At 72.7% G+C, this 22,526-nt stretch carries 22 protein-coding genes; 9 read left to right on the top strand and 13 right to left on the bottom strand.

What is annotated here, in order from left to right:
* Positions 1-4 precede the first annotated feature (4 nt).
* The 3 genes from OG766_RS08585 to OG766_RS08575 all read left to right on the top strand — a co-directional run bounded on the left by OG766_RS08585 (position 5) and on the right by OG766_RS08575 (position 3,414).
* The gene (locus tag OG766_RS08585; RefSeq protein ID WP_266374948.1) at positions 5-1,162 is read left to right on the top strand and encodes an acetyl-CoA C-acetyltransferase; all 1,158 of its coding nucleotides are present in this window, start codon (positions 5-7) and stop codon (positions 1,160-1,162) included.
* A 313-nt stretch (positions 1,163-1,475) separates the two neighbouring features.
* Positions 1,476-1,679 carry a cold-shock protein gene (locus OG766_RS08580; protein ID WP_020871138.1) on the top strand — a complete coding sequence of 68 codons (204 nt, stop codon included), beginning with the start codon at positions 1,476-1,478 and terminating at the stop codon, positions 1,677-1,679.
* 91 nt (positions 1,680-1,770) lie between these two features.
* On the top strand, positions 1,771-3,414 hold the full coding sequence (locus OG766_RS08575; protein WP_266374950.1) for a DEAD/DEAH box helicase: 1,644 nt from the start codon (positions 1,771-1,773) through the stop codon (positions 3,412-3,414).
* Positions 3,415-3,724: 310 nt separating this feature from the next.
* Here the strand turns inward: OG766_RS08575 and OG766_RS08570 are convergent, their stop codons facing one another.
* The 4 genes from OG766_RS08570 to OG766_RS08555 form a co-directional block, all read right to left on the bottom strand.
* Positions 3,725-4,774, bottom strand: a complete 1,050-nt coding sequence (locus tag OG766_RS08570; protein WP_266374951.1) for an NAD(P)H-dependent flavin oxidoreductase — start codon at positions 4,772-4,774, stop codon at positions 3,725-3,727.
* Positions 4,774-5,460: a CoA-transferase subunit beta gene (locus OG766_RS08565; RefSeq protein WP_266378127.1), complete on the bottom strand. Its 687-nt coding sequence runs from the start codon at positions 5,458-5,460 to the stop codon at positions 4,774-4,776. The genes OG766_RS08570 and OG766_RS08565 overlap by 1 nt, the downstream gene beginning before the upstream one ends.
* A gap of 158 nt (positions 5,461-5,618) precedes the next feature.
* Positions 5,619-6,488 (bottom strand): CoA transferase subunit A, encoded by an 870-nt coding sequence (locus tag OG766_RS08560; RefSeq protein ID WP_266374952.1) that lies wholly within the window; start codon positions 6,486-6,488, stop codon positions 5,619-5,621.
* Complete coding sequence (locus OG766_RS08555) at positions 6,481-7,233, bottom strand: enoyl-CoA hydratase family protein (RefSeq protein ID WP_266374954.1); 753 nt, start codon at positions 7,231-7,233, stop codon at positions 6,481-6,483. Before OG766_RS08555 ends, OG766_RS08560 begins: the two co-directional genes overlap by 8 nt.
* A 66-nt stretch (positions 7,234-7,299) precedes the next feature.
* Between OG766_RS08555 and OG766_RS08550 the strand changes: the two genes are divergently transcribed.
* The 5 genes from OG766_RS08550 to OG766_RS08530 all read left to right on the top strand — a co-directional run bounded on the left by OG766_RS08550 (position 7,300) and on the right by OG766_RS08530 (position 11,387).
* Positions 7,300-8,076 (top strand): SDR family oxidoreductase, encoded by a 777-nt coding sequence (locus tag OG766_RS08550; RefSeq protein ID WP_328724956.1) that lies wholly within the window; start codon positions 7,300-7,302, stop codon positions 8,074-8,076.
* Between the two features lies 1 nt (position 8,077).
* The gene (locus OG766_RS08545) at positions 8,078-8,995 is read left to right on the top strand and encodes an SDR family oxidoreductase (RefSeq protein WP_328724955.1); all 918 of its coding nucleotides are present in this window, start codon (positions 8,078-8,080) and stop codon (positions 8,993-8,995) included.
* A 181-nt stretch (positions 8,996-9,176) separates the two neighbouring features.
* The gene (locus OG766_RS08540; protein WP_266374959.1) at positions 9,177-9,569 is read left to right on the top strand and encodes a ribonuclease; all 393 of its coding nucleotides are present in this window, start codon (positions 9,177-9,179) and stop codon (positions 9,567-9,569) included.
* 163 nt (positions 9,570-9,732) lie between these two features.
* Positions 9,733-10,830 carry a 2-trimethylaminoethylphosphonate dioxygenase gene (tmpA, locus tag OG766_RS08535; RefSeq protein WP_328724954.1) on the top strand — a complete coding sequence of 366 codons (1,098 nt, stop codon included), beginning with the start codon at positions 9,733-9,735 and terminating at the stop codon, positions 10,828-10,830.
* Positions 10,827-11,387, top strand: coding sequence for a phosphonate degradation HD-domain oxygenase (locus OG766_RS08530; protein ID WP_266374961.1), 561 nt, complete (start codon positions 10,827-10,829; stop codon positions 11,385-11,387). The genes tmpA and OG766_RS08530 overlap by 4 nt, the downstream gene beginning before the upstream one ends.
* 136 nt (positions 11,388-11,523) lie before the next feature.
* On the opposite strand, the gene OG766_RS08525 is transcribed toward OG766_RS08530, so the two are convergent.
* From OG766_RS08525 to OG766_RS08490, 8 genes are all read right to left on the bottom strand, one after another.
* Positions 11,524-12,279 carry a GntR family transcriptional regulator gene (locus OG766_RS08525; protein ID WP_266374962.1) on the bottom strand — a complete coding sequence of 252 codons (756 nt, stop codon included), beginning with the start codon at positions 12,277-12,279 and terminating at the stop codon, positions 11,524-11,526.
* Positions 12,272-12,949 (bottom strand): HAD family hydrolase, encoded by a 678-nt coding sequence (locus OG766_RS08520; protein WP_328724953.1) that lies wholly within the window; start codon positions 12,947-12,949, stop codon positions 12,272-12,274. The genes OG766_RS08525 and OG766_RS08520 overlap by 8 nt, the downstream gene beginning before the upstream one ends.
* Entirely contained in the window at positions 12,946-14,025 is a 1,080-nt protein-coding gene (locus OG766_RS08515) for an ABC transporter ATP-binding protein (protein WP_266374964.1), read from the bottom strand. The genes OG766_RS08520 and OG766_RS08515 overlap by 4 nt, the downstream gene beginning before the upstream one ends.
* Positions 14,025-14,864, bottom strand: coding sequence for an ABC transporter permease (locus tag OG766_RS08510; protein ID WP_266374965.1), 840 nt, complete (start codon positions 14,862-14,864; stop codon positions 14,025-14,027). Before OG766_RS08510 ends, OG766_RS08515 begins: the two co-directional genes overlap by 1 nt.
* Complete coding sequence (locus OG766_RS08505) at positions 14,852-15,760, bottom strand: ABC transporter permease (RefSeq protein WP_328724952.1); 909 nt, start codon at positions 15,758-15,760, stop codon at positions 14,852-14,854. The genes OG766_RS08510 and OG766_RS08505 overlap by 13 nt, the downstream gene beginning before the upstream one ends.
* A gap of 8 nt (positions 15,761-15,768) precedes the next feature.
* Positions 15,769-16,929, bottom strand: coding sequence for an ABC transporter substrate-binding protein (locus OG766_RS08500; RefSeq protein ID WP_328724951.1), 1,161 nt, complete (start codon positions 16,927-16,929; stop codon positions 15,769-15,771).
* Positions 16,930-17,125: 196 nt separating this feature from the next.
* Positions 17,126-18,682: an ankyrin repeat domain-containing protein gene (locus OG766_RS08495; protein ID WP_266374968.1), complete on the bottom strand. Its 1,557-nt coding sequence runs from the start codon at positions 18,680-18,682 to the stop codon at positions 17,126-17,128.
* A gap of 24 nt (positions 18,683-18,706) precedes the next feature.
* Entirely contained in the window at positions 18,707-19,606 is a 900-nt protein-coding gene (locus tag OG766_RS08490) for a hypothetical protein (protein WP_328724950.1), read from the bottom strand.
* Positions 19,607-19,868: 262 nt separating this feature from the next.
* On the opposite strand from OG766_RS08490, the gene OG766_RS08485 reads away from it, so the two are divergent.
* Positions 19,869-20,627, top strand: coding sequence for a S1 family peptidase (locus OG766_RS08485; protein WP_385482119.1), 759 nt, complete (start codon positions 19,869-19,871; stop codon positions 20,625-20,627).
* 122 nt (positions 20,628-20,749) lie between these two features.
* Here OG766_RS08485 and OG766_RS08480 read toward each other — a convergent pair whose 3' ends face one another.
* Positions 20,750-22,492, bottom strand: coding sequence for a glycoside hydrolase family 35 protein (locus OG766_RS08480; RefSeq protein WP_328724949.1), 1,743 nt, complete (start codon positions 22,490-22,492; stop codon positions 20,750-20,752).
* Between the last annotated feature and the right edge of the window lie 34 nt (positions 22,493-22,526).

Raw genomic sequence — 22,526 nt, 5'->3', positions numbered from 1 at the left:
AGTCATGGCCGAGGCCTACATAGTCGAAGCGGTCCGCACCCCGGTGGGGCGGCGCAGGGGCGGTCTCGCCGCCGCGCACCCGGCCGACCTGGGTGCGCACGTCCTCAAGGCCCTGGTCGAACGGTCCGGGATCGACCCGGTGGCCGTGGAGGACGTCGTCTTCGGCTGTCTGGACACCGTGGGCCCGCAGGCCGGTGACATCGCCCGCACGAGCTGGCTGGCGGCAGGACTTCCCGAAGAGGTGCCCGGCGTCACCGTCGACCGCCAGTGCGGCTCCTCCCAGCAGGCGGTGCACTTCGCGGCCCAGGGCGTCATGTCCGGCACCCAGGACCTCGTCGTCGCGGGCGGCGTGCAGAACATGACGCAGATCCCGATCGCCTTCGCCTCCCGGCAGGCCGCCGAGCCGCTCGGACTGACCGAGGGCCCCTTCGCCGGCAGCGAGGGCTGGCGGGCGCGGTACGGCGACGCACCCGTCAACCAGTTCCACGGCGCCGAACTCATCGCGCGGAAGTGGGACATCTCCCGTCGCGCCATGGAGGAGTTCGCGCTGCGGTCCCACCAGCGGGCGATCCGCGCGATCGACGAGGGCCGCTTCGAGCGGGAGACCGTCGCGTACGGGGACGTGACGGCGGACGAGGGCCCCCGCCGCGACACCACCCTGGAGAAGATGGCGGGCCTGAGGCCCGTCGTCGACGGCGGCACGATCACCGCCGCCTGTTCCTCACAGGTCTCGGACGGCGCGGCGGCGATGCTGCTCGCGAGCGAGCGCGCGGTACGGGAGCACGGGCTGACCCCGCGCGCCCGCGTCCACCATCTGTCGGTGCGCGGCGAGGACCCGATCCGGATGCTCTCCGCGCCGATCCCGGCGACCGCGTACGCGCTGAAGAAGACCGGCCTCACCCTCGACGACATCGACCTCGTCGAGATCAACGAGGCGTTCGCACCCGTCGTCCTGGCGTGGCTGAAGGAGACCGGCGCCGACCCGGAGAGGGTGAACGTCAACGGCGGCGCCATCGCGCTGGGTCATCCGCTCGGTGCGACCGGCGTCAGGCTGATGACCACTCTGCTGCACGAACTGGAACGCACGAACGGGCGATTCGGGCTGCAGACGATGTGCGAGGGCGGCGGTCAGGCGAACGTGACGATCATCGAGCGGCTCTGAGGTCCGGTCGTTCCGCCCGCTGCGCCCGTTCCGGGCGGACGGAGTACGCCACAGGCCGCGGAAGCCGATCAAGGAGCGGCTGCGACGGCGTTCGGCCGGTATCCGCAGGCAGCCGGGACGCCCCGCGGCGGGCGCGGGGCTCCGGCGTGTCCGCCGGCCGCCTCGCGCCCGATCCACATCCGGCGTGCTACGGTTGGTCGCGTTGCAGTTTTGGTACCCATGAACTTTATGTGCGCCTGACGGGAATGATCCGCAGGCGCACATGTGTTTCCGGCATCTCCGGATGGGGCCTCTCACCTGTCAGGAGAATGACATGGCTACGGGAACCGTGAAGTGGTTCAACGCTGAAAAGGGCTTCGGCTTCATCGAGCAGGACGGCGGCGGCGCCGACGTCTTCGCCCACTACTCGAACATCGCCACCTCGGGCTTCCGCGAGCTCCAGGAAGGCCAGAAGGTCACCTTCGACGTCACGCAGGGCCAGAAGGGCCCGCAGGCGGAGAACATCGTCCCGGCCTGACCCCGGACGCGTACCACGCAGCCGGGGCCCGCACCTTCGCGTGCGGGCCCCGGCTTGTGCTGTCCTCAGGCCCAGGAAGGCAATCCCCCGAATGACTCGCTCCGAACGTCCCGCACGCAAGCGACCGGCCAGGCGCACTGGCACCCAGCCCGCGAACCAGTCCGCGAAGCGGTCGGCGAAGGGCTCCGGCGGTGCGCGCCGCGTGGCGCCTCCGCAGGAATTCACCCTGCCGGAATCCAGCACGCCCGCCCTGCCCGCCGTCGAGTCGTTCGAGGAGCTGCAGCTGCCGACGGGGCTGCTGAAGACCCTCGCCGCCCAGGGGGTGACCGCCCCCTTCCCGATCCAGGCCGCCACCCTGCCGAATTCGCTCGCCGGCCGTGACCTGCTCGGACGGGGCCGTACCGGATCCGGTAAGACCCTCGCGTTCGGACTGGCGCTGCTCGCCCGCACCGCCGGCCGCCGGGCCGTCGCCGGGAGCCCGCTCGGCCTGGTGCTCGTTCCCACGCGGGAGCTCGCGCAGCAGGTCACCGACGCCCTCACCCCGTACGCGACGGCGGTCAACCTGCGGCTCGCGACCGTCGTCGGCGGAATGTCGATCACCAAGCAGGCCGGCGCGCTGCGGCGCGGTGCCGAGGTGCTCGTCGCGACGCCCGGACGGCTGAAGGACCTCATCGAGCGGGGCGACTGCCGACTGGACCAGGTCGCGATCACGGTGCTGGACGAGGCCGACCAGATGGCCGACATGGGATTCCTGCCGCAGGTCACCGCTCTGTTGAAGCAGGTGGAGCCGGGCGGTCAGCGGATGCTGTTCTCGGCCACCCTGGACCGGAACATCGACCGCCTGGTGCGGCAGTTCCTGATCGACCCGGTGGTGCACTCGGTGGACCCGTCCGCCGGTGCCGTCACGACCATGGACCATCACGTTCTCTACGTCGCCGACGAGACGGACAAGAAGGCCGTCACCGTGCGCATAGCGGCCCGTGACGGGCGGGTCATCCTGTTCCTCGACACGAAGCGGTCCGTGGACCGGCTGGTCAAGCGCCTGCTGGCCAGTGGTGTGCGGGCGGCGGGACTGCACGGCGGCAGGACCCAGCCGCAGCGCAACCGAACCCTCGACCAGTTCAAGAACGGCCAGGTCAGCGCGCTGGTGGCGACCAATGTGGCGGCTCGTGGCATCCACGTGGACGACCTCGATCTGGTGGTGAACGTCGATCCGCCGATGGACCACAAGGACTATCTGCACCGCGGCGGCCGTACCGCTCGGGCGGGGGAGTCGGGCAGTGTCGTGACGCTCGTGCTGCCGGAGCAGAAGCGCGAGATGGGCCGGCTGATGTCCGACGCGGGAATCAGCCCGCGTACGGCCATGATCAAGTCCAGTGACGAGGAGCTGGCCCGGCTGACCGGCGCGCGCGAGCCGTCCGGGGTGGCGATCACCATCGAGATCCCGCAGCCTCAGCAGCCCGCCTCGTCACGCCCGAAGCGCAAGCGCCCGCAGAACGGCGGCGGCTCCGGCCGCCGTGCCGAAGGGGGCCGCACGGAGAGCGGCCGCAGCGAGACGGGCCGGGCGCAGTCCGGCCGTTCACAGGCGGGCCGTGCCCAGGGCCACACGCAGGCCGGCCACACGCAGTCCGCCCGTTCCCAGGCAGGGCGTGCGCCGGCGAAGCGCGGACGCTCCCGCGGGCCCGCGGCCGGTGGTGCCCAGGGCGGCACCGGCGGACGCCGGACCGCCGCCTAGGCCGTGTCTGACAAATCCCGCCTGGCGCGCGACGCCCGGCACGCACTCCCCCGTAGCCCTTCGGGCACGGGAGGTGCCCCCACGCTGCGTTGTCGGAGTCATCCAAGTACGTCCAGTACGAGGATGATCTCCCCCAGCCTTCGGCGGGGGCACCCCCACCGCCTTGCGATTGCACGCACCGGACGCCGCACGCCCCGCCCTGCGGGCGGACGGCGCCATTTGTCAGACACGACCTAGCGCTCCCTCCCCCACAAGCGGATGGCCGGGCCCGGGCGACCGACCGCCCGGCCCGGCCATCCTTCTCTTCCCCTCAGCCCCCGGCCGTCAGACCGCGCAGCACCTGCTCCGCCTCGGACATCACCCGGGCGACCAGCTCCGCGCAGCTCGGCAGATCCTCGATCACTCCCGCCACCTGCCCCGACGCCATCACGCCGAGGTCGGTGCGGCCGTCCACCATGGACGCCTTCAGGAGCACGGGAGTGTTCGCGGCGAGCAGGACCTGGCTCCAGGACAGGTCCTTGCCGTGTTTCATCGCGAGCCCGTCGCGGACCATCGCTGACCACGACAGCCCGGAGAGCTTCCGGAAGCCGGCCGCACGGCGCACCGCGTGCAGCAGCGCCCGGGTGCGTCCGGAGCGCGTCAGCGCGTCGACGAGGTCCGTACGGAGCATGCGGTGCGGCAGTCCGTCGACGGCCGACGTGACGACGACGTCCTTGACCGACGCCGCGAGATAGCGGGCCTTGACGGCGTCGGGGACGGTCGAGTCGGAGGTCAGGAGGAAACGGGTCCCCATGGCGATGCCCGCCGCCCCGTAGGCGAGCGCCGCGACCAGCCCGCGCCCGTCGTGGAAGCCGCCCGCCGCGACCACGGGGATGTCCACCGCGTCCACGACCTGCGGCAGCAGCACCGTCGTGGCGACGTCCCCGGTGTGCCCGCCGCCCTCGCCGCCCTGCACGATCACCGCGTCCGCACCCCACGCCGCGACCTTCTCGGCGTGCCGCCGGGCGCCTACGGACGGGATGACGACGACGCCCGCGTCCTTGAGCTCGGCGATCAGCTCACGGGACGGGGCGAGGGCGAAGGAGGCGACCCGTACGCCCTCGTCGACGATGATCCGCACCCGCTCCCGGGCGTCTCCGGCGTCCGCCCGCAGATTGACGCCGAACGGCGCGTCCGTACGGGACTTGACCTCGCGCACCGCCTGCCGCAACTGCTCGGTGGTCATGGTCGCGGACGCGAGGATGCCGAGCGCGCCCGCGTCGGCGGACGCGGAGACGAGCCGGGGCCCGGCGACCCAGCCCATACCGGTCTGGACGACGGGGTGGCGGACGCCGGTGAGCCTGGTGAGCGCGGTCTCCATCAGTCGCCGACCTCGCGTGAGCGGGTGCCGCCAGGGTCGATGACCTCGCGGATCAGCGTCAGTTCGGCCGCGGTCGGCTCCCGGGTGTACGGCACGTCGTCGTCGATGACCAGGCCGAAGCCGGTCGCCTCCCGGATCTGGGCGACGGTGACGCCCGGGTGCACCGAGGCCAGCCGCATCGAGTGGTCCGGTGTGGCGAAGTCGAAGACGCCGAGGTTGCTGACCACCCGCGGGATGCGGTGGAAACGCGCGCCGTTCGCGTGGTCGTACCCGACGCCGCTGATCATGTCGACCTTCTCGACGAAGACCCGCGGCGAGTGCCGTGGCACCCAGTAACTCACCGGATTGTTGAGGGTGTTGACGGGAGCGCCGCGCACGCCGAGCAGCTGGCGCGCCGGGCGTGCCCAGTCGCCGATGCAGGAGATGTTCTGGTTGCCGTAGCGGTCGATCTGGCTCGCGCCCATCATGACGTGCCGCCGGCCGCCGGTGACCATCGTGAGGTGGCGACGGTAGGGCAGCCAGCCCTCCACGGTGCCGTCCAGGCCGACGAGCATGGCCTCACCGTCCGTGAGGAGGAGGTCGGGGGAGAAGGTGCGTCTGGCGAGGCGGGCGCCGAGGGACGGCACGATCCCCATCGGGCTGGCCAGCACTTCGCCGTTGTCGCGCCAGGCCTCGGCGCAGGCGATGACGCAGTACTCGGACCGGGTGACGGAACCGGGCGCAGAGCCGGACGCAGATCCGGACGCAGAGCCGGCTACGGAACCGGACGCAGAGCCGGCTACGGAATCGGATACGGAGCCGGACGCAGAGCCGGATGCGGGCCCGGGGACGGGGCGGGAGGCGTTCACTGCTGCTCCTCGTGCCAGGCCTGGACGGCGCACTGGTAGGCGTGCTCGCTCCCGCCGGACAGGAACCGTTCGGCGAATTCCTGCCAGGGCGTGGTCGCGTACAGCTTCTGGAAGGCCTCGTCGCGCCCGTAGTCGGGAGCGCAGGAGGTGAAGTGCGCGCCGTTCGGGGTCTCGACGACGCCGGTGACGCTGTGCCGGCTGATCAGCAGCGTCTGCGGGGCCGCCTCCTTGGTGAGCTCGGCCGTCTCGACCAGCTGTTCGCACGAGAGGTACGCCTCGTCGGCGGCCTCGCAGAAGAGGTCGTCGAAGTACGGGTCGGGCCCGAGGTACTGGCCGTTGCCGAGCCGGTCGGCGCGGTTCATGTGGACGAACGCGGCGTCCATCCGCAGGGCGGGCACGGCCACGAACTCCTCGCCGCGCCCGCCGTCCGCGCCGTCCTCGTAGGGGGAGGTGACGGTGCGCAGCTCCGGGTTGACCCGCATGACGTCCGAGCCGATGCCCGCCCGCACGGGCAGGAACGGCAGCCGGTTCGCCGCGGCGTGCAGCCCCCACATGAACATGGCTTCGTCGAGCTCCGTCATCGCGAAGGCGGCGCTTTGGCGTGCCGCGCGGAAGTGCGGCTCCAGCGGGATCGAGTCGAGGGTCGCGAAGGGTGCGACGAGCCTGCGGACCCGGCCCGCGGCGGCCAGCAGCCCGACGTCCGGGCCGCCGTACGAGACGACGGTGAGGTCGGTGATCGCGGTGCGCAGCAGCGCCCGCACCAGCGCCATGGGCTTGCGGCGCGAGCCCCAGCCGCCGATGCCGAGGGTCATGCCGCTGCGCAGCCGGTCCGCGATCTCGTCGACGCTCATGGTCTTGTCAGCCACTCGTCTCCTCCTTGCCGAAGGTGTCGCGGACCCGTCCGGCGGTGCCGCTGAGGGCCGCCTCGAAGGTGAAGCCCTGCTCGAAGCGGTAGCTGCGGCGTACGTCGACGGGGTCGATGCCGTTGATGGCCGCCTTCGCCAGCCGGATGAGGTGGCCGTCCTTGCGGGCGATCTCCCGCGCCAGTTCCAGGGCCGCGGCGTGGAGTCCGGGGCGTGGGACCACCCGCCAGACCGAGCCGTGGGCGTGCAGTTCGGCGGCGGTCGCCGTGCGCGAGGTGTAGTACAGGGCGCGCATCAGATGCCCGGGGACCAGACGGGCGAGATGGGTGGCGGCGCCGAGCGCTCCCCGGTCCAGCTCAGGCAGTCCGAAGGTGGCGTCGTCGGAGGCGACGATCGCGTCCGCGTTGCCGACGAGGCCGATGCCTCCGCCGAGGCAGAAGCCGTGCACGGCGGCGACGACGGGGACCTCGCACTCGTGGACGGCGGCGAAGGCCTCGTAGCAGCCGCGGTTGACGCCGATCAGGGCGTCGTGGCCGGGGTCGCGCTGCAACTCCTTGATGTCGACGCCGGCGTTGAAGCCGCGGCCCTCGGCGGCCAGGACGACGCAGCGGATCTCCGGGTCGCGGCCGGCGGTGCGTACGGCGTCGGCGAGGTCGTACCAGCCCTGTACGGGAAGGGCGTTGACGGGCGGGAAGTCGACCGTGACGACGGAAATGCCCTTCTCCGGGCTTGTGGTGGAGACACCCATGAGTGGATCAGCTACCTTTCCACCAAACGTTTGTTAGGTGACTGCTCGTCAGGAAGGTAGCAGCCGATGGAGCTGGACGGGAGGGTCGCCGTCGTCACCGGCGGGACGCGCGGCGTCGGCGCGGGCATCGCCCGGGCGTTCCTCGCGGCGGGGGCCGACGTCGTCGTCTGTGCCCGCAGACCGCCGGACGTGCCGGTCGCGTCCGCGGGCCGCACCGCGCGGTTCGTCCCCGTCGACCTGCGGGACGCCGATGCCGTCGGGGACTTCTTCGCCGGGACCGGCCGCCGCTACGGGCGGCTCGACGTCCTCGTGAACAACGCGGGCGGAACGCCGTACCGGCTGCTGGGGGAGGGCGGGGCGCAGCGGCACGCACGTGTCCTGGAGCTGAATCTGCTGGCCCCGTTGACGGCGTCGCTGGCCGCCTACGAACTGCTGCGCGCGGCCCGCGGCTGCGTGGTGATGGTCGGGAGCGTGAGCGGGACGCGGCCGTCGCCGGGGACGGCCGCGTACGGGGCGGCGAAGGCGGGGCTGGAGAGCCTCGCGCGGTCCATGGCCGTGGAGTGGGCGCCGGAGGTGCGGGTGAACACGCTCGTGCTCGGGATGGTGCGTACGGAGCTTTCGCATCTGCACTACGGCGACGAGACGGGTGTCGCGGCGGTCGGCCGCACCGTGCCGCTGGGCCGGCTCGCGGAGCCGGACGAGATCGGGGACGCGGCGGTCTTCCTCGCCTCGGCGCGGGCCGCGTATGTGAGCGGGGCGTCCCTGCTGGTGCACGGGGGCGGGGAGCGCCCCGCGTTCCTCGATGCCGCGACCGCGAACAAGGAGATCTCCGATGGGAGTTGAGATGACTGCTGGTATCTGCCGCGGCCGGGTCGTGATCGTGACGGGCGCGGGCCGGGGGCTCGGGCGGGCCCACGCGCTGGCGTTCGCCGCGGAGGGCGCACGCGTGGTGGTCAACGACCTGGGGGTCGGGCCGGACGGGGCGCCCGGCCCGGACAGCCCGGCCGGGCGGGTCGTCGACGAGATCCGCGCGACGGGCGGAGAGGCGGTGGCGCACGGCGGGGACGTGGCGTCGAGGGAGGGCGCGGCCTCGCTGGTGGCGGCGGCGCTCGACTCCTTCGGCCGGCTCGACACGCTCGTCAACAACGCGGGGTTCCTGCGGGACCGGATGCTGGTCAACCTCGACGAGGACGACTGGGACGCGGTGATGCGGGTGCATCTGAAGGGGCACTTCCTGCCGCTGAAGCACGCGGCGGCCCACTGGCGCGCGGAGGCCAAGGCGGGCCGCGAGGTGGCGGCCCGTGTGGTCAACACGTCCAGCGGCGCGGGCCTGCTGGGCTCGGTCGGCCAGGGCAACTACAGCGCGGCGAAGGCGGGCGTCGTCGGCCTCACCCTGGTCGCGGCGGCGGAGATGTCCCGCTACGGCGTGCAGGTCAACGCGATCGCCCCGGCGGCGCGTACGCGTATGACGGAGCGGACGTTCGCCGCGACGATGGCGGCACCGGACGAGCCGGGCGCCTTCGACGCCATGGCCCCCGAGAACGTCTCACCGCTCGTCGTCTGGCTCGGCTCGGCGGCGTCGGCGGGTGTGACCGGCCGCGTCTTCGAGGCGGAGGCCGGGCGCATCACGGTCATGCAGGGCTGGCACCCGGGCCCCACGGCCGACCGCGCCGCCCGCTGGAGCCCCGCGGAAGCGGGCGAGACGGCGCTGAAGCTCCTCGCGGAGTCGCAGCCGCCGCAACCGGTGTACGGGACGCGGTAGTCGGCCCCGGGTTCCGAGGACGAGGCGGTGCGTCGACAGGCGGGGCGGTGCGTCGACGCGGTTACCGCGCCGGGGCGTTCGGGCGTCCGGGGCGTGAGGGTCCGGTGGCGGAGGTGAATGGGACGAAAACACCTTGGAGTTGACGTTGACACGTCAACTTCTACGCGCGTCATCATGGGATATGCGAATCCCCCCACGGATCACCATGCTCGGCGGCGCGGCCGCCCTCCTCTCCGCCCTGCTCGTCGGCGGACCCGTAGCCGCCCCGGCGACCGCGGCGGCGGCCGCGGTCGGCGACATCTGCTACTCCGACCTGCCGTCCCAGGCCCATGACACGCTCGAACTCATCGAGAACGGCGGCCCGTTCCCGTATCCGCAGGACGGGACGGTCTTCCAGAACCGCGAGGGCATCCTCCCGGCCCACTCGACCGGCTACTACCACGAGTACACCGTCAAGACGCCCGGCTCCCCCACGCGCGGTGCCCGCCGCATCGTCACCGGCGATTCCCCGCAGGAGGACTACTACACCGCCGACCACTACGCGTCGTTCGATCTCGTCGACCACGGCTGCTGAGCCCCCACCGACCCACCTTCCGCGCCCGTGCCGCCGGCCCTTCCCCCCTTCCGGCCGGCGGCACGGGTCTTTCTGGTGTCCACCGTGCCGTAACCACGAGGTCATTCCCCCCTGTCAGGCTCCAGCTGTTCAGAAGTTGTCTGTACAACTTGGAGCTCCGCTCATGCTCTCCCTCGCGTCCGCACCGCCGCTCTGGCTGCGCGACAACTGTCCCTGCTCCGGCTGCCGGAACCCCCGCAACGGCCAGAAGCTGTTCCAGATCACCGAGCTGCCCGCCGCACTCGCCGTCGGCTCCGTCCAGGACACCACGACCGCGGACGGCGATCCGGCCCGTGAGGTCGTCTGGGCCCCCGACGGGCACCGCTCCGTCTACCCCGACGCCTGGCTCGACGCCCACCTCCCCGGCACCGCCCTGGCTCCGGGCGACGGCCGTACCGAGGACGACAAGGACCTGTGGGACGCCGGCCTCACCGGCCGCGGGTTCCCCGAGGCCGACTGGGCCGCGTACACCACCGACGACGCCGTCCGTGCCGCGGCGCTCGACAGCGTGCTGCGCCTCGGCTTCGTCCTGCTGCGCGGCGTACCCGTACGCGACCGGCAGGTCCTCGAAGTGGCACGGACCTTCGGCTACGTACGCGAGACCAACTACGGCCCGCTCTTCGAGGTCCGTGTCGAGGCCGACCCCAACAACCTCGCCTTCACCGGCGCCCGTATCACCCCGCACACCGACAACCCGTACCGCGACCCGGTGCCGACCCTCCAGCTGCTGCACTGCCTCACCAACGCGGCCCAGGGCGGCGACTCCGGCCTCGTCGACGGCTTCCACGCCGCCTCGCTGCTGCGCGCCGAGGACCCGGAGGCGTACCGCATCCTCACCCGCGTCCCGGTGCCTTTCGCCTTCGCCGACGACCGCACCGAGCTGCGCGCCCACCGGCCGCTGATCGGCACCGACCCGGCGGGCCGGATCCGCGAGATCCGCTTCAACAACCGCTCCATCGGCACCCTGCACCAGCCGGCCGACGTACTGGACGCCTTCTACGCCGCCTACCGCCGCTTCGGTGAGCTGCTGCTCCGCAGCGAGCTGCAGCTGGACTTCCGGCTCACCCCGGGCGACTGCCTCGTCTTCGACAACACCCGGCTGCTGCACGCCCGTACGGCCTTCGCCGAATCCGGTGACCGGCACCTCCAGGGCGCCTACGCCGACATCGACGGCCTCGCGTCCACCCTGGCCGTACTCCGCAGGAAGGAAAGCACCGCATGAGCACCGCCGCCCACCCCCTCGACACCCTCGCCGAGCTGTTCGAGGGCCAAGGCAGCGCCGAGTACTTCGGCGAGGACGTGACCCAGGCCGAGCACATGCTCCAGGCCGCCGCTCTCGCCGAGGCCGCAGGCGCCCCGCCGCACCTCGTCGCCGCCGCGCTGCTGCACGACGTCGGCCACTTCCAGGGCGCCGTCACCGGCCGCGACCTGATGGAGCACGGCACCGACAACCGGCACAGCCACACGGGAGCCGACTGGCTCGACCAGTGGTTCGGCCCCGAAGTCACCGAGCCCGTACGCCTGCACGTCGCCGCCAAGCGCTACCTCTGCGCCGTCGAGCCCGGCTACTTCGACCTGCTCTCCGAGGCCTCCGTGCACACCCTGGAGGTCCAGGGCGGTCCGATGTCCGACGACCAGGTACGGGCCTTCGAGGCGCACCCGGGAGCCCGTGACGCCGTCGCCGTACGCCGCTGGGACGAGCAGGCGAAGGACCCGGACATGCCCACACCGGGCTTCGCCCACTTCCGGCCGCTGCTGGAGGGGCTGCTGCGTCCGTAGGGCCTGGCGAGAAACGGCACGAGCGCGCACGAGCGTGCACGAGCGGGGCGGCGTACCGGCACTGCCGGTACGCCGCCCCGCTCGTCCACGACCCCGGCGCACCGGCCGGTGCCGCCGAAGAGAATCGGCTCGGCGGCTACTGGCTCAGTCGGCGGCCCAGTGCCGTCGTCGCCATCGAACTCTGCATCGTGAACGCCACCGTCCCCGGCAGATAGCGGTCCTGCGACCACTCCACCGGCGTCCCCGCCGGGTCCGTCGAGTGCCGCCGCTCCCGCAGCAGCGCCTCACCTGATGGGCAGCCCAGCAGTTCCGAGTCGTCCTCGTCCGCCCGCACCAGGTCGATGGTGTGCCGGGCGTCCGCGAACAGCACACCGTGCAGTTCGAGTTGCTCCGAGTACGAGACCGTGTCCAGCGGCATTCCGGCCACCAGCTCACCGATCCGCTCCGGATACGTCGTCCGCTCCACCATCACCGGCGCGCCGGAGAGCGTACGCAACCGGCGCACCCGGTACACGATCGCGCCCTCCGCGAGACGGAGCCTCTCCGCCTCCTCCTCGTTCGCCGTGACCCGGTCGAGGGCCACCACCCGGCCGCCCGGCTCCTCGCCGAGCGAACGCGCCCAGCGGGTGAAGCTGCGCAGCTCACCGAAGCTGTGCAGACGGGGCGCGCCCAGGACGACGCGGCGGGTGCCGCGCCGGGAGGTGATCAGTCCGTCGGTGCGCAGCGCGGCGAGTGCCTGGCGCACGGTGCCTCTGGACACCCCGTAGCGGCGGGCCAGTTCGTCCTCCGCCGGAAGCTTCGCCCCGGAGCCGTACTCGCCCGCCGTGATGGCGGTCCGCAGATCGGCGGCGACCTTCAGATACAGCGGCGTCCTCTGCTGTCCTTCACTCACGCGCACACCCTGTCATGCCGTCCTCTCGTGCCACCAGTGAGCTCAGCAGCTCGGGATCGACGTCCGTGAGCGACCGGGCGAGGGTCACCCCGTCGGCCTCCGCGAGCGGTTCGGTCGACGGGACCGCGAGGACCCGGCAGCCCGCCGCGCGGGCCGAGGCGACGCCCGTGGGGCTGTCCTCGACCGCGACGCACTGGGCCGGGTCGGCGCCCAGCGCCGCGGCCGCCGCCAGATACGGGTCGGGCTCGGGCTTGGTCCGTACGGTGTCCTCCGCGCCGAACACGGCGTCGAAGCGGTGCCCGGCCAGGGTCCCCGCCACCTGGTCGACCACCGCTCGCGGTGACGCGGACACCAGGGCCGTCGGCACCTCCCGCTCCCGCAGCGCGGCGAGCAACCGCAGGGCGCCCGGGCGCGGTTCGACCGCCGCGGCGAGCCGGGCGGCGAAGTCCGCGCCCAGTTCGGCGGCGAGTTCCTCCTCCGGCGCCTCCAGATGGCCGTGCAGCATCGCCGCGGTGTCGCCGACCGAGCGGCCCGTCACGGCCGTACGCCGTCCGGCGTCCAGGGCGCGGCCGCGGCGCCGCGCCGCGGCCTCCACGACGTCCAGCCAGACGCGTTCGGTGTCGACCAGGGTGCCGTCCATGTCGAACAGCACGCCACGCAGTGCGGTCACTCGGCGCCGCCACGGGTGAGCAGGACCGGCCGCTCCTGCGGGCGTACGGACACGGCCGCGCCCGGTGTGAGTGCGGCGGCCGTGTGCGTCGGTACGTCCGCCTTGACGGTCGTGCCGTCGGGGAGCGTGACCCGGACGCGGGTGGTCGGGCCGTGGAAGGCGGTGCCGGTGACCCTGGCGGGGCCGGCCGCGTCCACGACGACGTCCAGGGCCTCGGGCCGGATCAGCGCGTGCACCGGGCCGGCGGGCGCGGGTGCGTCGCCGTCGACGGGCAGGCGGGCGCCGAGCACCTCGACCAGTCCGCCGTCGACCGCCCGAGCCGGTACCCGGTTCATGGTGCCGATGAACTCGGCGACGAAGTCCGTCGCGGGGCGTGCGTACAACTCGGTCGGGGTGGCGCACTGTTCGAGCCGGCCGCCGTTCATCACCGCGACCCGGTCGGCCATCGACAGCGCCTCCTCCTGGTCGTGCGTGACGAACACGGTGGTGATGCCGAGCTCCAGCTGGAGCCTGCGGATCTCCTCGCGCAGCGTCACGCGGACCTGCGCGTCGAGCGCCGACAGCGGCTCGTCGAGCAGCAGCAGCCGGGGACGCAGCGCCAGCGCGCGGGCCAGCGCGACCCGCTGCTGCTGGCCGCCGGACAGCTGGTGCGGGAAGCGGCCGCCGTGGCCGGGCAGTCCGACCAGCTCCAGCAGCTCGGCGGCGCGCGCCCGCCGCTCGGCGCCCCCGGCCTTGCGCATCCGAAGCCCGAAGGCGACGTTGTCGGCGGCCGTGAGGTGCGGGAAGAGGCTGTACGACTGGAACACCATCGCCGTGTCACGGCGGTTGGCGGGCACCGGCACGATGTCCTCGCCGTCCAGCAGCACCTGGCCCTCGTCCGGCCGCTCGAAGCCGGCGAGCACCCGAAGCGCGGTGGTCTTTCCGCAGCCGGACGGGCCGAGGAGGGCGAGCAGTTCGCCCGGGGCGACGTCCAGGTCCAGGCCGTCGAGCGCGACGGTGGCGCCGAACGCCCGGCGCAGTCCGCGCAGGCGCAGCTCCGCGCCGGTGCGTACCGGCGGCGTATCGAGCATCGTCATCAGGAGGTCTTCCGTTCGGCGGTACGTGAGGTACGTGGGGTACGGGACGGGCGGCGGCGGTTGCCGAGCGTGGTCAGCGCCAGCAGGAGCACCCAGGTCAGCAGCAGGCTCAGCAGCGACACGGCGACCGACAGCCGGGCGTCCGAGCCGGAGGCCTGCACGATCCACACCGCGAAGGGCTGGAAGCCGAGCAGCGAGGCCACGGTGAACTCGCCGAGGACCAGCGCGAGGGTGAGGAACGAGGCGTTCAGCAGCGCGCCGCGCAGATTCGGCAGCACGGCCGAGACCAGTGCCCGTGGCCAGGACGCGCCCAGGTCGCGGGCCGCCTCGACGAGCGTACGGACGTCGACGGCGCGCAGGCCCGCGTCCAGCGCGCGGTACACGAACGGCAGCGCCATCACCGCGTAGGCGAGCACGAGCACGAACGGGAAGTCGGGGTTCTGCACGGCCACGAAGGTCTGGTACAGCGGCGTCGTGGACAGCTTCTCCGGGCCCCAGCGCAGCACCGTCCCGAGCCCGGCGGTGAGCGCGACGGGCGGCACGACCAGCGGCAGGGTGCACACCACTTCGAGCACGGGACGCAGCCGCGGGGCCGAGAGCCGGGCGGCGACCGCCGCGGGAATGGTGAGCAGCAGCACGAGCACGACGGTGGCCGCCGCGAGCCCGAGCGACAGCAGCAGGCTGCCGGTGAAGCCGGGCGCGCCGAGGATCGCCGTGTACGAGGACAGGGTGAGCCCCTGGCCGGGGATGTCGAGCGTGAACACGGCGGACGCCAGCAGCGGCACCAGGAAGTACACCCCGGCGACCAGCAGCACGGCGGAGCGGGTCAGGCGAGCCATCGGGTGCTCCTTCGCTGCAGGGGCAGGTGGACGGCCATGACCACGGCCGCGACCAGCACCATGTCGAGGCTGAGCGCGAGCGCCACGTTCTCCTGGCCCACGAGGACGTTGCCGGACAGCGCGTCGGCGATCTGGAGGGTGACCAGCGGTACCGAACTGCCCACCATCGCCGCGGCGGTGGCGTACGCGGCGAAGGCGCTGCCGAAGAGCAGGACGAATCCGCCGAGGAGGGTGGGCAGCAGCACCGGGACGCCGACGTGCCGCCAGTACTGCCAGGTGGAGGCGCCGCAGTCGCGGGCCGCCTCCCGCCACTGGACGCGCAGTCCGTCGAGGGCGGGCGCGACGGTCAGCACCATCAGCGGCACCAGGAAGTACAGGTACGTCAGCGCCAGTCCCCAGAAGCCGTAGAGGGACCAGCCGTGCTCGTCGAGTCCGAGGCGGGTGGTGAGGACGCCCGCGTTGCCGAGGGTGGCGACGAAGGCGAAGGCGAGCGGTACGCCGCCGAAGTTGGCGAGCACACCGGACGCGGTGAGGACGGCCTCGCGCAGCGCGCGGCCCCGGGAGCTGACGACGGCCTGGGCGAGCAGCAGGCCGAAGAGCGTGCCGGCCGCGGCGGTGAGCGCGGACAGTTTCACGCTGCCGAGGAGGGCGGTGCGGTACGCGCCGTCGACCGAGCGGGTCACGTTGTCGAGGCCGTAGCCGCCGTCGCCGACCGTGAAGGCACCGTCGGCCATGGCCAGCGCGGGCAGTCCGAAGGCGACGGCGACGACGAGGAACAGCGGCAGCGCGGCGAGCCACGCCCAGGAGCGGCGCCTGAGGGCGCCGGGCCGGGGGCCCGCGCCCGCGGCCGGTGACGTACCGGCCGAGGCGCGGGCGGGGGAGTCGAGCAGGGTCATGTGGCGCGTCACCCGGAGACGGCCGCGGCCCAGCCCTGCGAGAGGGTCTCCTTGGCCTTGGCGGTCTGCTGCTCGGTCGGGAACTGCGGGGTGCCCTCGACGGCGGGCAGGGCGGCCGCGGCCGCCTTGTCGATGGTGCCGTCGGCGGTCATCGCCGGCATCAGCACGGGGCGGGCGTAGCCCTTGAGCCACAGGTTCTGGCCCTCGGCGCTGTACAGGTACTCCTGCCACAGGCGCGCGGCGGCCGGGTGCGGGGCGTCCTTGTTGATGGCCTGCGAGTAGTACTGGGCGTAGACGCCGTCCGAGGGGACGGCGACCTTCCAGTCGATGCCCTTGGACGCGAACTGCTGGGCGTAGCCGGCGTTGAGGTAGTCCCAGTCGATGCTGATCGGGGTCTCGCCCTTCTCGACCGTGGCCGGGGTGGACTCGACGGGGTTGTAGTTGCCGTTCTTCTTGAGCTTGCCGAAGAAGTCGATGCCGGGCTGGATGTCGTCGAAGGAACCGCCGTTGGCGAGCGCGGCCGCGTAGACGCCGCCGAAGGCGGAGCCGGACTTGGTGGGGTTGCCGTTGAGGGCGACCTTGCCCTTGTACTCGGGCTTGAGCAGATCGGCGAACGTCTGCGGGCAGACCTTGACGCGCTTGGCGTCGCAGCCGATGGAGACGTAGCCGCCGTAGTCGTTGAACCAGCGGCCCTGCGCGTCGCGCTGGGTCTCGGGGATCTTGTCGAAGGCGGTGACCTTGTACGGGGCGGTCAGCCCCTGCGCGGCGGCGGCCTGCGCGAAGGAGGCACCGAGGTCGAGGACGTCGGGGGCACGGTCCTGGCCCTTGCGGGTCTTCACCGCGTTGATCTCGTCCTGGCTGGAGGCGTCGGGGTTCTCGACGTTCACCTTGATGCCGTACTTCTTGGTGAACCCGTCGATGATCGCGCCGTAGTTGGCCCAGTCGCGGGGGAGGGCGATCGCGTTGAGCGTGCCCTCCTTCTTCGCGGCGGCGATCAGGGCGTCCATCCCGCCCGCGTCGGCCGCCGAGGCCGCGGAGCTGAGGTTCTTGCCACCGACGGCACCGGCACCCTTGTCGGGCGCGGCACCACAGGCGGTGAGCGTAAGAGCGGTGAGTCCGAGGGCGCCGACGAGAGCGGCGATACGGGCGGGGCGGGCAGGGCTGGTCACGCGTACTCCATGAGGGAAGGCGAAGCGGGGCCGAAGCTGTATGGACAACTGTTGTCCATACAACTCCGTCATTACGGGGGTCCGTGATGTCCCACCGGTGAACACGAGACGTCGCCCGCGAAGCGATTGCCGGGCGCCTGGGGTCCGTCTCCCGGACCGGCCCCAGGACCTGTCCCCGCCCGGCGCCGGGGTCGCGTCAGCGCGACCGCGGAACCGTTGCTTCCAGACGTCGTCTCGTCTGCTCGTCCTCGATGTGGTCCACGGCCTGGTCGGCCGTGGAGTACGCGTAGCCGTCCGGGTCCGCGTTCTCCAGGATGCGCGCCAACGCGTCCACCGCGCGGGCGTCCTGACGCATCGCCAGTCCGCGTGCCGCCTCCGCCTCGATGTCGGGGACGTCGTCGTCGAGGCGGGCGGCGAGGGCGTCGCGGATCGCGGGCGTGTCCGCGTCCACGTCGGCCAGGACCGTCGTCGCCCAGTCCCTGACGCCGTCGTCGGCGTCCCGGGTGAGTCCGAGGACCACGCCGATGCCCTCGGTGTGGTCGCCCGGGAGCAGCCCGTGCAGGGCCACGGCCACCCCGAAGCGCACCTCGGGGTCCGCGTGCCCGGCGTGCCGGAGGATCTCCGTCACCCCCGCGGGGTCCGCCTGCTGCCCCAGGGCCGCCACCGCCGCGCGGATCACCTCGGGCTGGGTCGCCTCCCGTGCCAGCTCCCGCAGCAGCGGGACCGCCCGGGCCCAGGTCCCCGCGCCCGAGAGCCCGGCCAGCACGTCCGCCGCGAACGTCTGCCGCAGCGGATCCTCCGTCCCGCACCAGCCCGCGGCCGCGCGGAAGGTGTCCTCGTCACCGCGGCGCTGAAGGACCCCCACGGCCTCGGTCCAGTCGTCCAGGTCCGGGTCCCCGCGCCGCAGGGCGCGCTCCGCGAGGGTCTCGGCGGGGGGCCGCAGGTCCAGCTCCTCCTCCAGGATCGTGGCGATCGCCGCGTGGCCGGTCTGCTGCTCGATGCCGGAGACGAGACCACCGGTGTGGATCAGCTCGACGATGACGGTCTCCCCGCCGTCCTCCTCCACCCGCCGCGCCACGGTCTCGTACCCGTGGCCGTCCGTCTCGCTGTGCCTCTCGGACAGCGTGCGCCGCAGCTCCGCCTCGGGGTCGACGCCGAGCCGGCGCCTCGCCTCCGTGAGCGCGTCCGCCCTCGCCCGGGCGCCGTGCCTGAGCAGGGCGCGCACGCAGGACGTCGACCCGCGCCGGGCCGCCGTCACCAGCGGGGGCTCCTCGCCCGGCCCCGGCAGGTCCGGGTCGGCGCCGGCGGCCAGCAGCAGCTCCACCGCCTCGGCGCGCCCCTGACGACAGGCCCAGGTCAGCGCCCTGACCCCGGTCTCCTCCTCCAGATCCGGCCGTGCGCCGGCCGCCAGCAGCGCCCGCAGCACCTCGGTGCGTCCCCACGACGCCGCCCCGCACAGCGGCAGCTCGGCCCCGTCCGCGCCGCTCGCCCGGTCGGGGTCCGCGCCCTTCGCGAGCAGCAGCCGCACCATGCCCGGCCGGTCCTGGGAAGCGGCCACGTACAGCGCGGTCTGACCGTCCTCGTCGGCCGACTCGGCCGGCGCCCCGGCCCGCAGCGCCCGCACCACCGCGTCGTCGTCGCCGCCGTACAGCCCCTCGAAGAGCTCTTCGGTCAGGTCCGCGCCCCGGTCCGGGTCCCGGACCGGGGCGGGGGCCGTGGCCGGACCGAGGTCCTCGGTGTCCTTGGTGCTCATACGGAAAACCCTACGGAAGCACCCTCAGGTATCGCATTCGAGAACCGTGCGGCACAGTGCGCACCGTGCCCGCACCCGCCCCCGCACCGGCACCCGGATCCGCTGGTGGCAGGTGGGACAGGGGAACGAGACCCGCAGCCCGCCGCCGGGCACCCGCTCGAAGGCGTAGGGCGAGCCGTGCCCCGGGAGCCCCGGCCCGGGATGGTCCGCGGCGTGCCGCCGGTCCTTGGCGTAGCGCCGCCGCCCGTTCCACCCGGCCGCCGAGAGCGGCGGCTGCTGCCCGTCGCGCAGCGCCCGCGCCCGCCCCTTCGTATAGGCCGTGTAGCCCTGCGGGCTGGTGAACCAGACCGACGGGTCCTCGCCGAAGACCAGCGCGCGCTTGGCCAGGACGTAGCCGAATTCCTCGGGGGTCAGATAGCCCAGTTTCTGGCTGGAAACATCGTCCTCGCGGTACGCGTCGAGCAGCAGCCATCCCGCCCCGAGATAGGTCGTCACCGTGTCCGTGAGGATCTCGTTGTCGCGTGTCCCCGGGAGCTCCAGCCCCAGCCGGTGCAGCAGCACATGCGTGATCTCGTGCGCGAGAGCGGCGCCGATGTCACGGCGATGGCTGCGGAATCGGTCGTTCAGCTCGATGAAGTACTCCGGGCCCGCCGTGAGTTCGACGCTCGCCGCATGGTGCATCTGGCGGAAGCTCACGATCACCCGGGCCTCCGGCAGCCGCAGTTGATGGACCAGAGCACGGGCCACCCGCTGTGCTCCGAGATGCAGGTCGTCCTGGTCGGAGAAGGCGACGTCGGCGGGCGGCACACTGCTCCCGTACGCGCGCACGCCGTCGTACGACAGCCTCTTGTGCAGTGCCGTGATCGCCGCCCGCACGGAGTCGAGATGCGGGAAGCCGTGCACGACCTCGCTGCCGTTCGTCACGCCCGTACCCCCTGTGGGTGCTGTACGCGGCCGGCCCGCACACCCGCCTGAACGGCGGCCGACCGCTCTCAACTCTACGGCGCCCCCAGGCCCCGTAGCGGCACGGCGCCTGGCCGAAAAGTGCTTCTTGTGGGCCTCGTGGGCCGCTCCTCATAATCCGGACCACGCCTTGACGGGCCCATGTCACTACCCATGGCGTGGGGTCCGCCCGGCGTGCAGGTAGCAACCCCCCACGAAAGAAGGCAGACCCTTGAACAAGCTCATGCGCACCCTCAAGAGATGCGCGGCCGCCGGTGCCGTCATACTCGCGGCCGTCAGCCTGCAGCCCAGCTCCGCGTTCGCCGCCCCGCCGCCCGTCGTCGGCGGAACCCGCGCCGCCCAGGGCGAGTTCCCCTTCATGGTCCGGCTCTCCATGGGCTGTGGCGGCTCCCTGCTCACCCAGCAGATCGTCCTCACCGCCGCGCACTGTGTGAGCGGCTCGGGCAACAACACCAGCATCACCGCCACCGCCGGAGTCGTGGACCTCCAGAGCTCCAGCGCCATCAAGGTGAGGTCGACCAAGGTCCTCCAGGCCCCCGGCTACAACGGCAACGGCAAGGACTGGGCGCTGATCAAGCTCGCCCGGCCCATCAACCTGCCCACCCTGAAGATCGCCGACACGACGGCGTACAACAACGGCACCTTCACCGTGGCCGGCTGGGGCGCGGCCCGCGAGGGCGGCGGCCAGCAGCGCTACCTGCTCAAGGCGCAGGTCCCGTTCGTCTCCGACGCCTCCTGCAAGCAGTCGTACCCGAGCCTCATCGCCGGCGAGGAGATCTGCGCCGGCTTCGACGAGGGCGGCGTCGACACCTGCCAGGGCGACTCCGGCGGCCCGATGTTCCGCCGCGACAACGCCGGCGCCTGGATCCAGGTCGGCATCGTCAGCTGGGGCCAGGGCTGCGCACGGCCCGACTACCCCGGTGTCTACACCGAGGTGTCCACCTTCGCCTCCGCGATCAAGTCCGCCGCGGCGACCCTGTAGCGATAGCCCCGCGGCACCGATCGACCCGTAGCACCGCGCCACCGAACCTCTGAGCGCGGCGGGGAGGCCGTCGCACTGGGCCATCACGTCCGGCCGTCACACCAGGCTGTCACGCCCGGTCGTCACACCAGCCGTACGTCCTCCCCGCCCCGTTCCAGCTCCAGCACCCACACCTCGTTCGCACCCTCGCGCAGCACCGGCCCCGGCACGAACAACGACTCCTGCGGCCCGGCCGACCAGTACCGGCCCAGACAGAAGCCGTTCACCCACACGAACCCCCGTGTCCAGCCCGGCAGTTCGAGCCTCGCGTCGCCGGCCCCCGCGACCGTCAGCCCGCCCCGGTACAGGCCCCGCCCACCCGGCCGCGGTACGCCGAACGTCATCCCGGCCACCGCCCCCGCCCGCTCGAACGCGTCCAGCCGCAACCCCCGCGCCCGCACCCCGTGGAGATACTGGCGCTCGTGCATCACCCCGCCCGTGACGCCCTTCGACTCGCCGACCCGCGGACCGTAGTTGACCCGCCCCAGCGACTCCACCCACAGCTCCAACGCCGCGGGACCCTCCACCGGCTCCGGCAGCGTCGCGTCGGCCTCCGTCAGCACGCCCGCCCGCTCGCCGTCCACGTACACCACCGCGACGTCCCGCAGGCCGTCCACGGTCAGCGGAAAGGCCCGCCGTGGCCCGGGCACGTCGAGCCGGTAGCGCACCAGGCCCCGGTCCACGCCCAGCTCCTCGAACGACGGAGAGGTCGCGTACTCGCTCTCCGGGCCGCCCAGCGCCTCCAGCACGGCGTCCATCGACGCCCACTCGCCCAGCACGGCCTCCGCCGGCGCCCCCAGCACCGCCGGCGCCACGGGAACCTCCGGCAACGGGCCCTGCGCGTACGGCGCCAACAGCTCCCGGAACGCCCAGAACTTCTCCGTCGGGCGCCCGAACTCGTCGACGGGCGCGTCGTAGTCGTACGACGTGATGTCCGGGGTCAGCTCGCCCATGTGCAGGGTGCCGGAGCGATTCGCACCGGCCCAGCCGGCGAAGTTCGTACCGCCGTGCGCCATGTAGATGTTGACGGACGCCCCGCACTCAAGGATCTCGCGCAGCGCCTCCACCGCGTCGGACGCATCCCGCACGACGGCCTTGTCGCCCCAGTGACTGAACCAGCCGCACCAGAACTCCATGCACATCAGCGGCCCCTTCGGCTGATGGCGGCGCAGCACCTCGAAGCCCTTGCGCGCACCCGAGCCGAAGTTCGCGGTCGCGAGCACACCCGGCACGGACCCGCCCGTCAGCATGTGGTCCTCGGGGCCGTCGGACGTGAACAGCGGCACCTCCACGCCCAGCTCGAGCAGCAGGTCCCGCAGCAGGCCGAGATAGACGTGGTCCGAGCCGTAGGAGCCGTACTCGTTCTCCACCTGGACCATGACCACCGGACCGCCCCGCGTGATCTGACGCGCCACGACCTGCGGCATCAGCGTGCCGAACCAGCGCTCCACATGCTCCATGTACCGAGCGTCACGCGTTCGCGCCCGGCGCCCGAGCGGACCGGTCAGCCAGTGCGGCAGCCCGCCGTTCTCCCACTCGGCGCAGATGTACGGACCCGGCCGCACGATTGCCCACATCCCGGCCGCGGCCACCGCGTCCAGGAACCTGCCGAGCGCCTCCGGGTCGGCGTACCGGCCGGGCTCCGGCTCGTGCACATTCCACGGGACGTACGTCTCGACGCAGTTGAGCCCCATGGCCCGCAGCATCGCCAGCCGGTGATCCCACTGCGCCTCGTGCACCCGGAAGTAGTGCAGGGCCCCGGACAGCAGCCGCACGGGCCGCCCGTCCAGCAGAAAATGCTCGTCACCGACCGTGAACTCAGCCAACGCCCCGCCCCTCCCTGATCATGTACCGCGGTCA

Source organism: Streptomyces sp. NBC_00259, assembly GCF_036181745.1.
Taxonomy (GTDB): domain Bacteria; phylum Actinomycetota; class Actinomycetes; order Streptomycetales; family Streptomycetaceae; genus Streptomyces; species Streptomyces pratisoli.
Note: the sequence above shows the minus strand (reverse complement) of the source record. Positions and strands in the feature narration are given on the sequence as shown.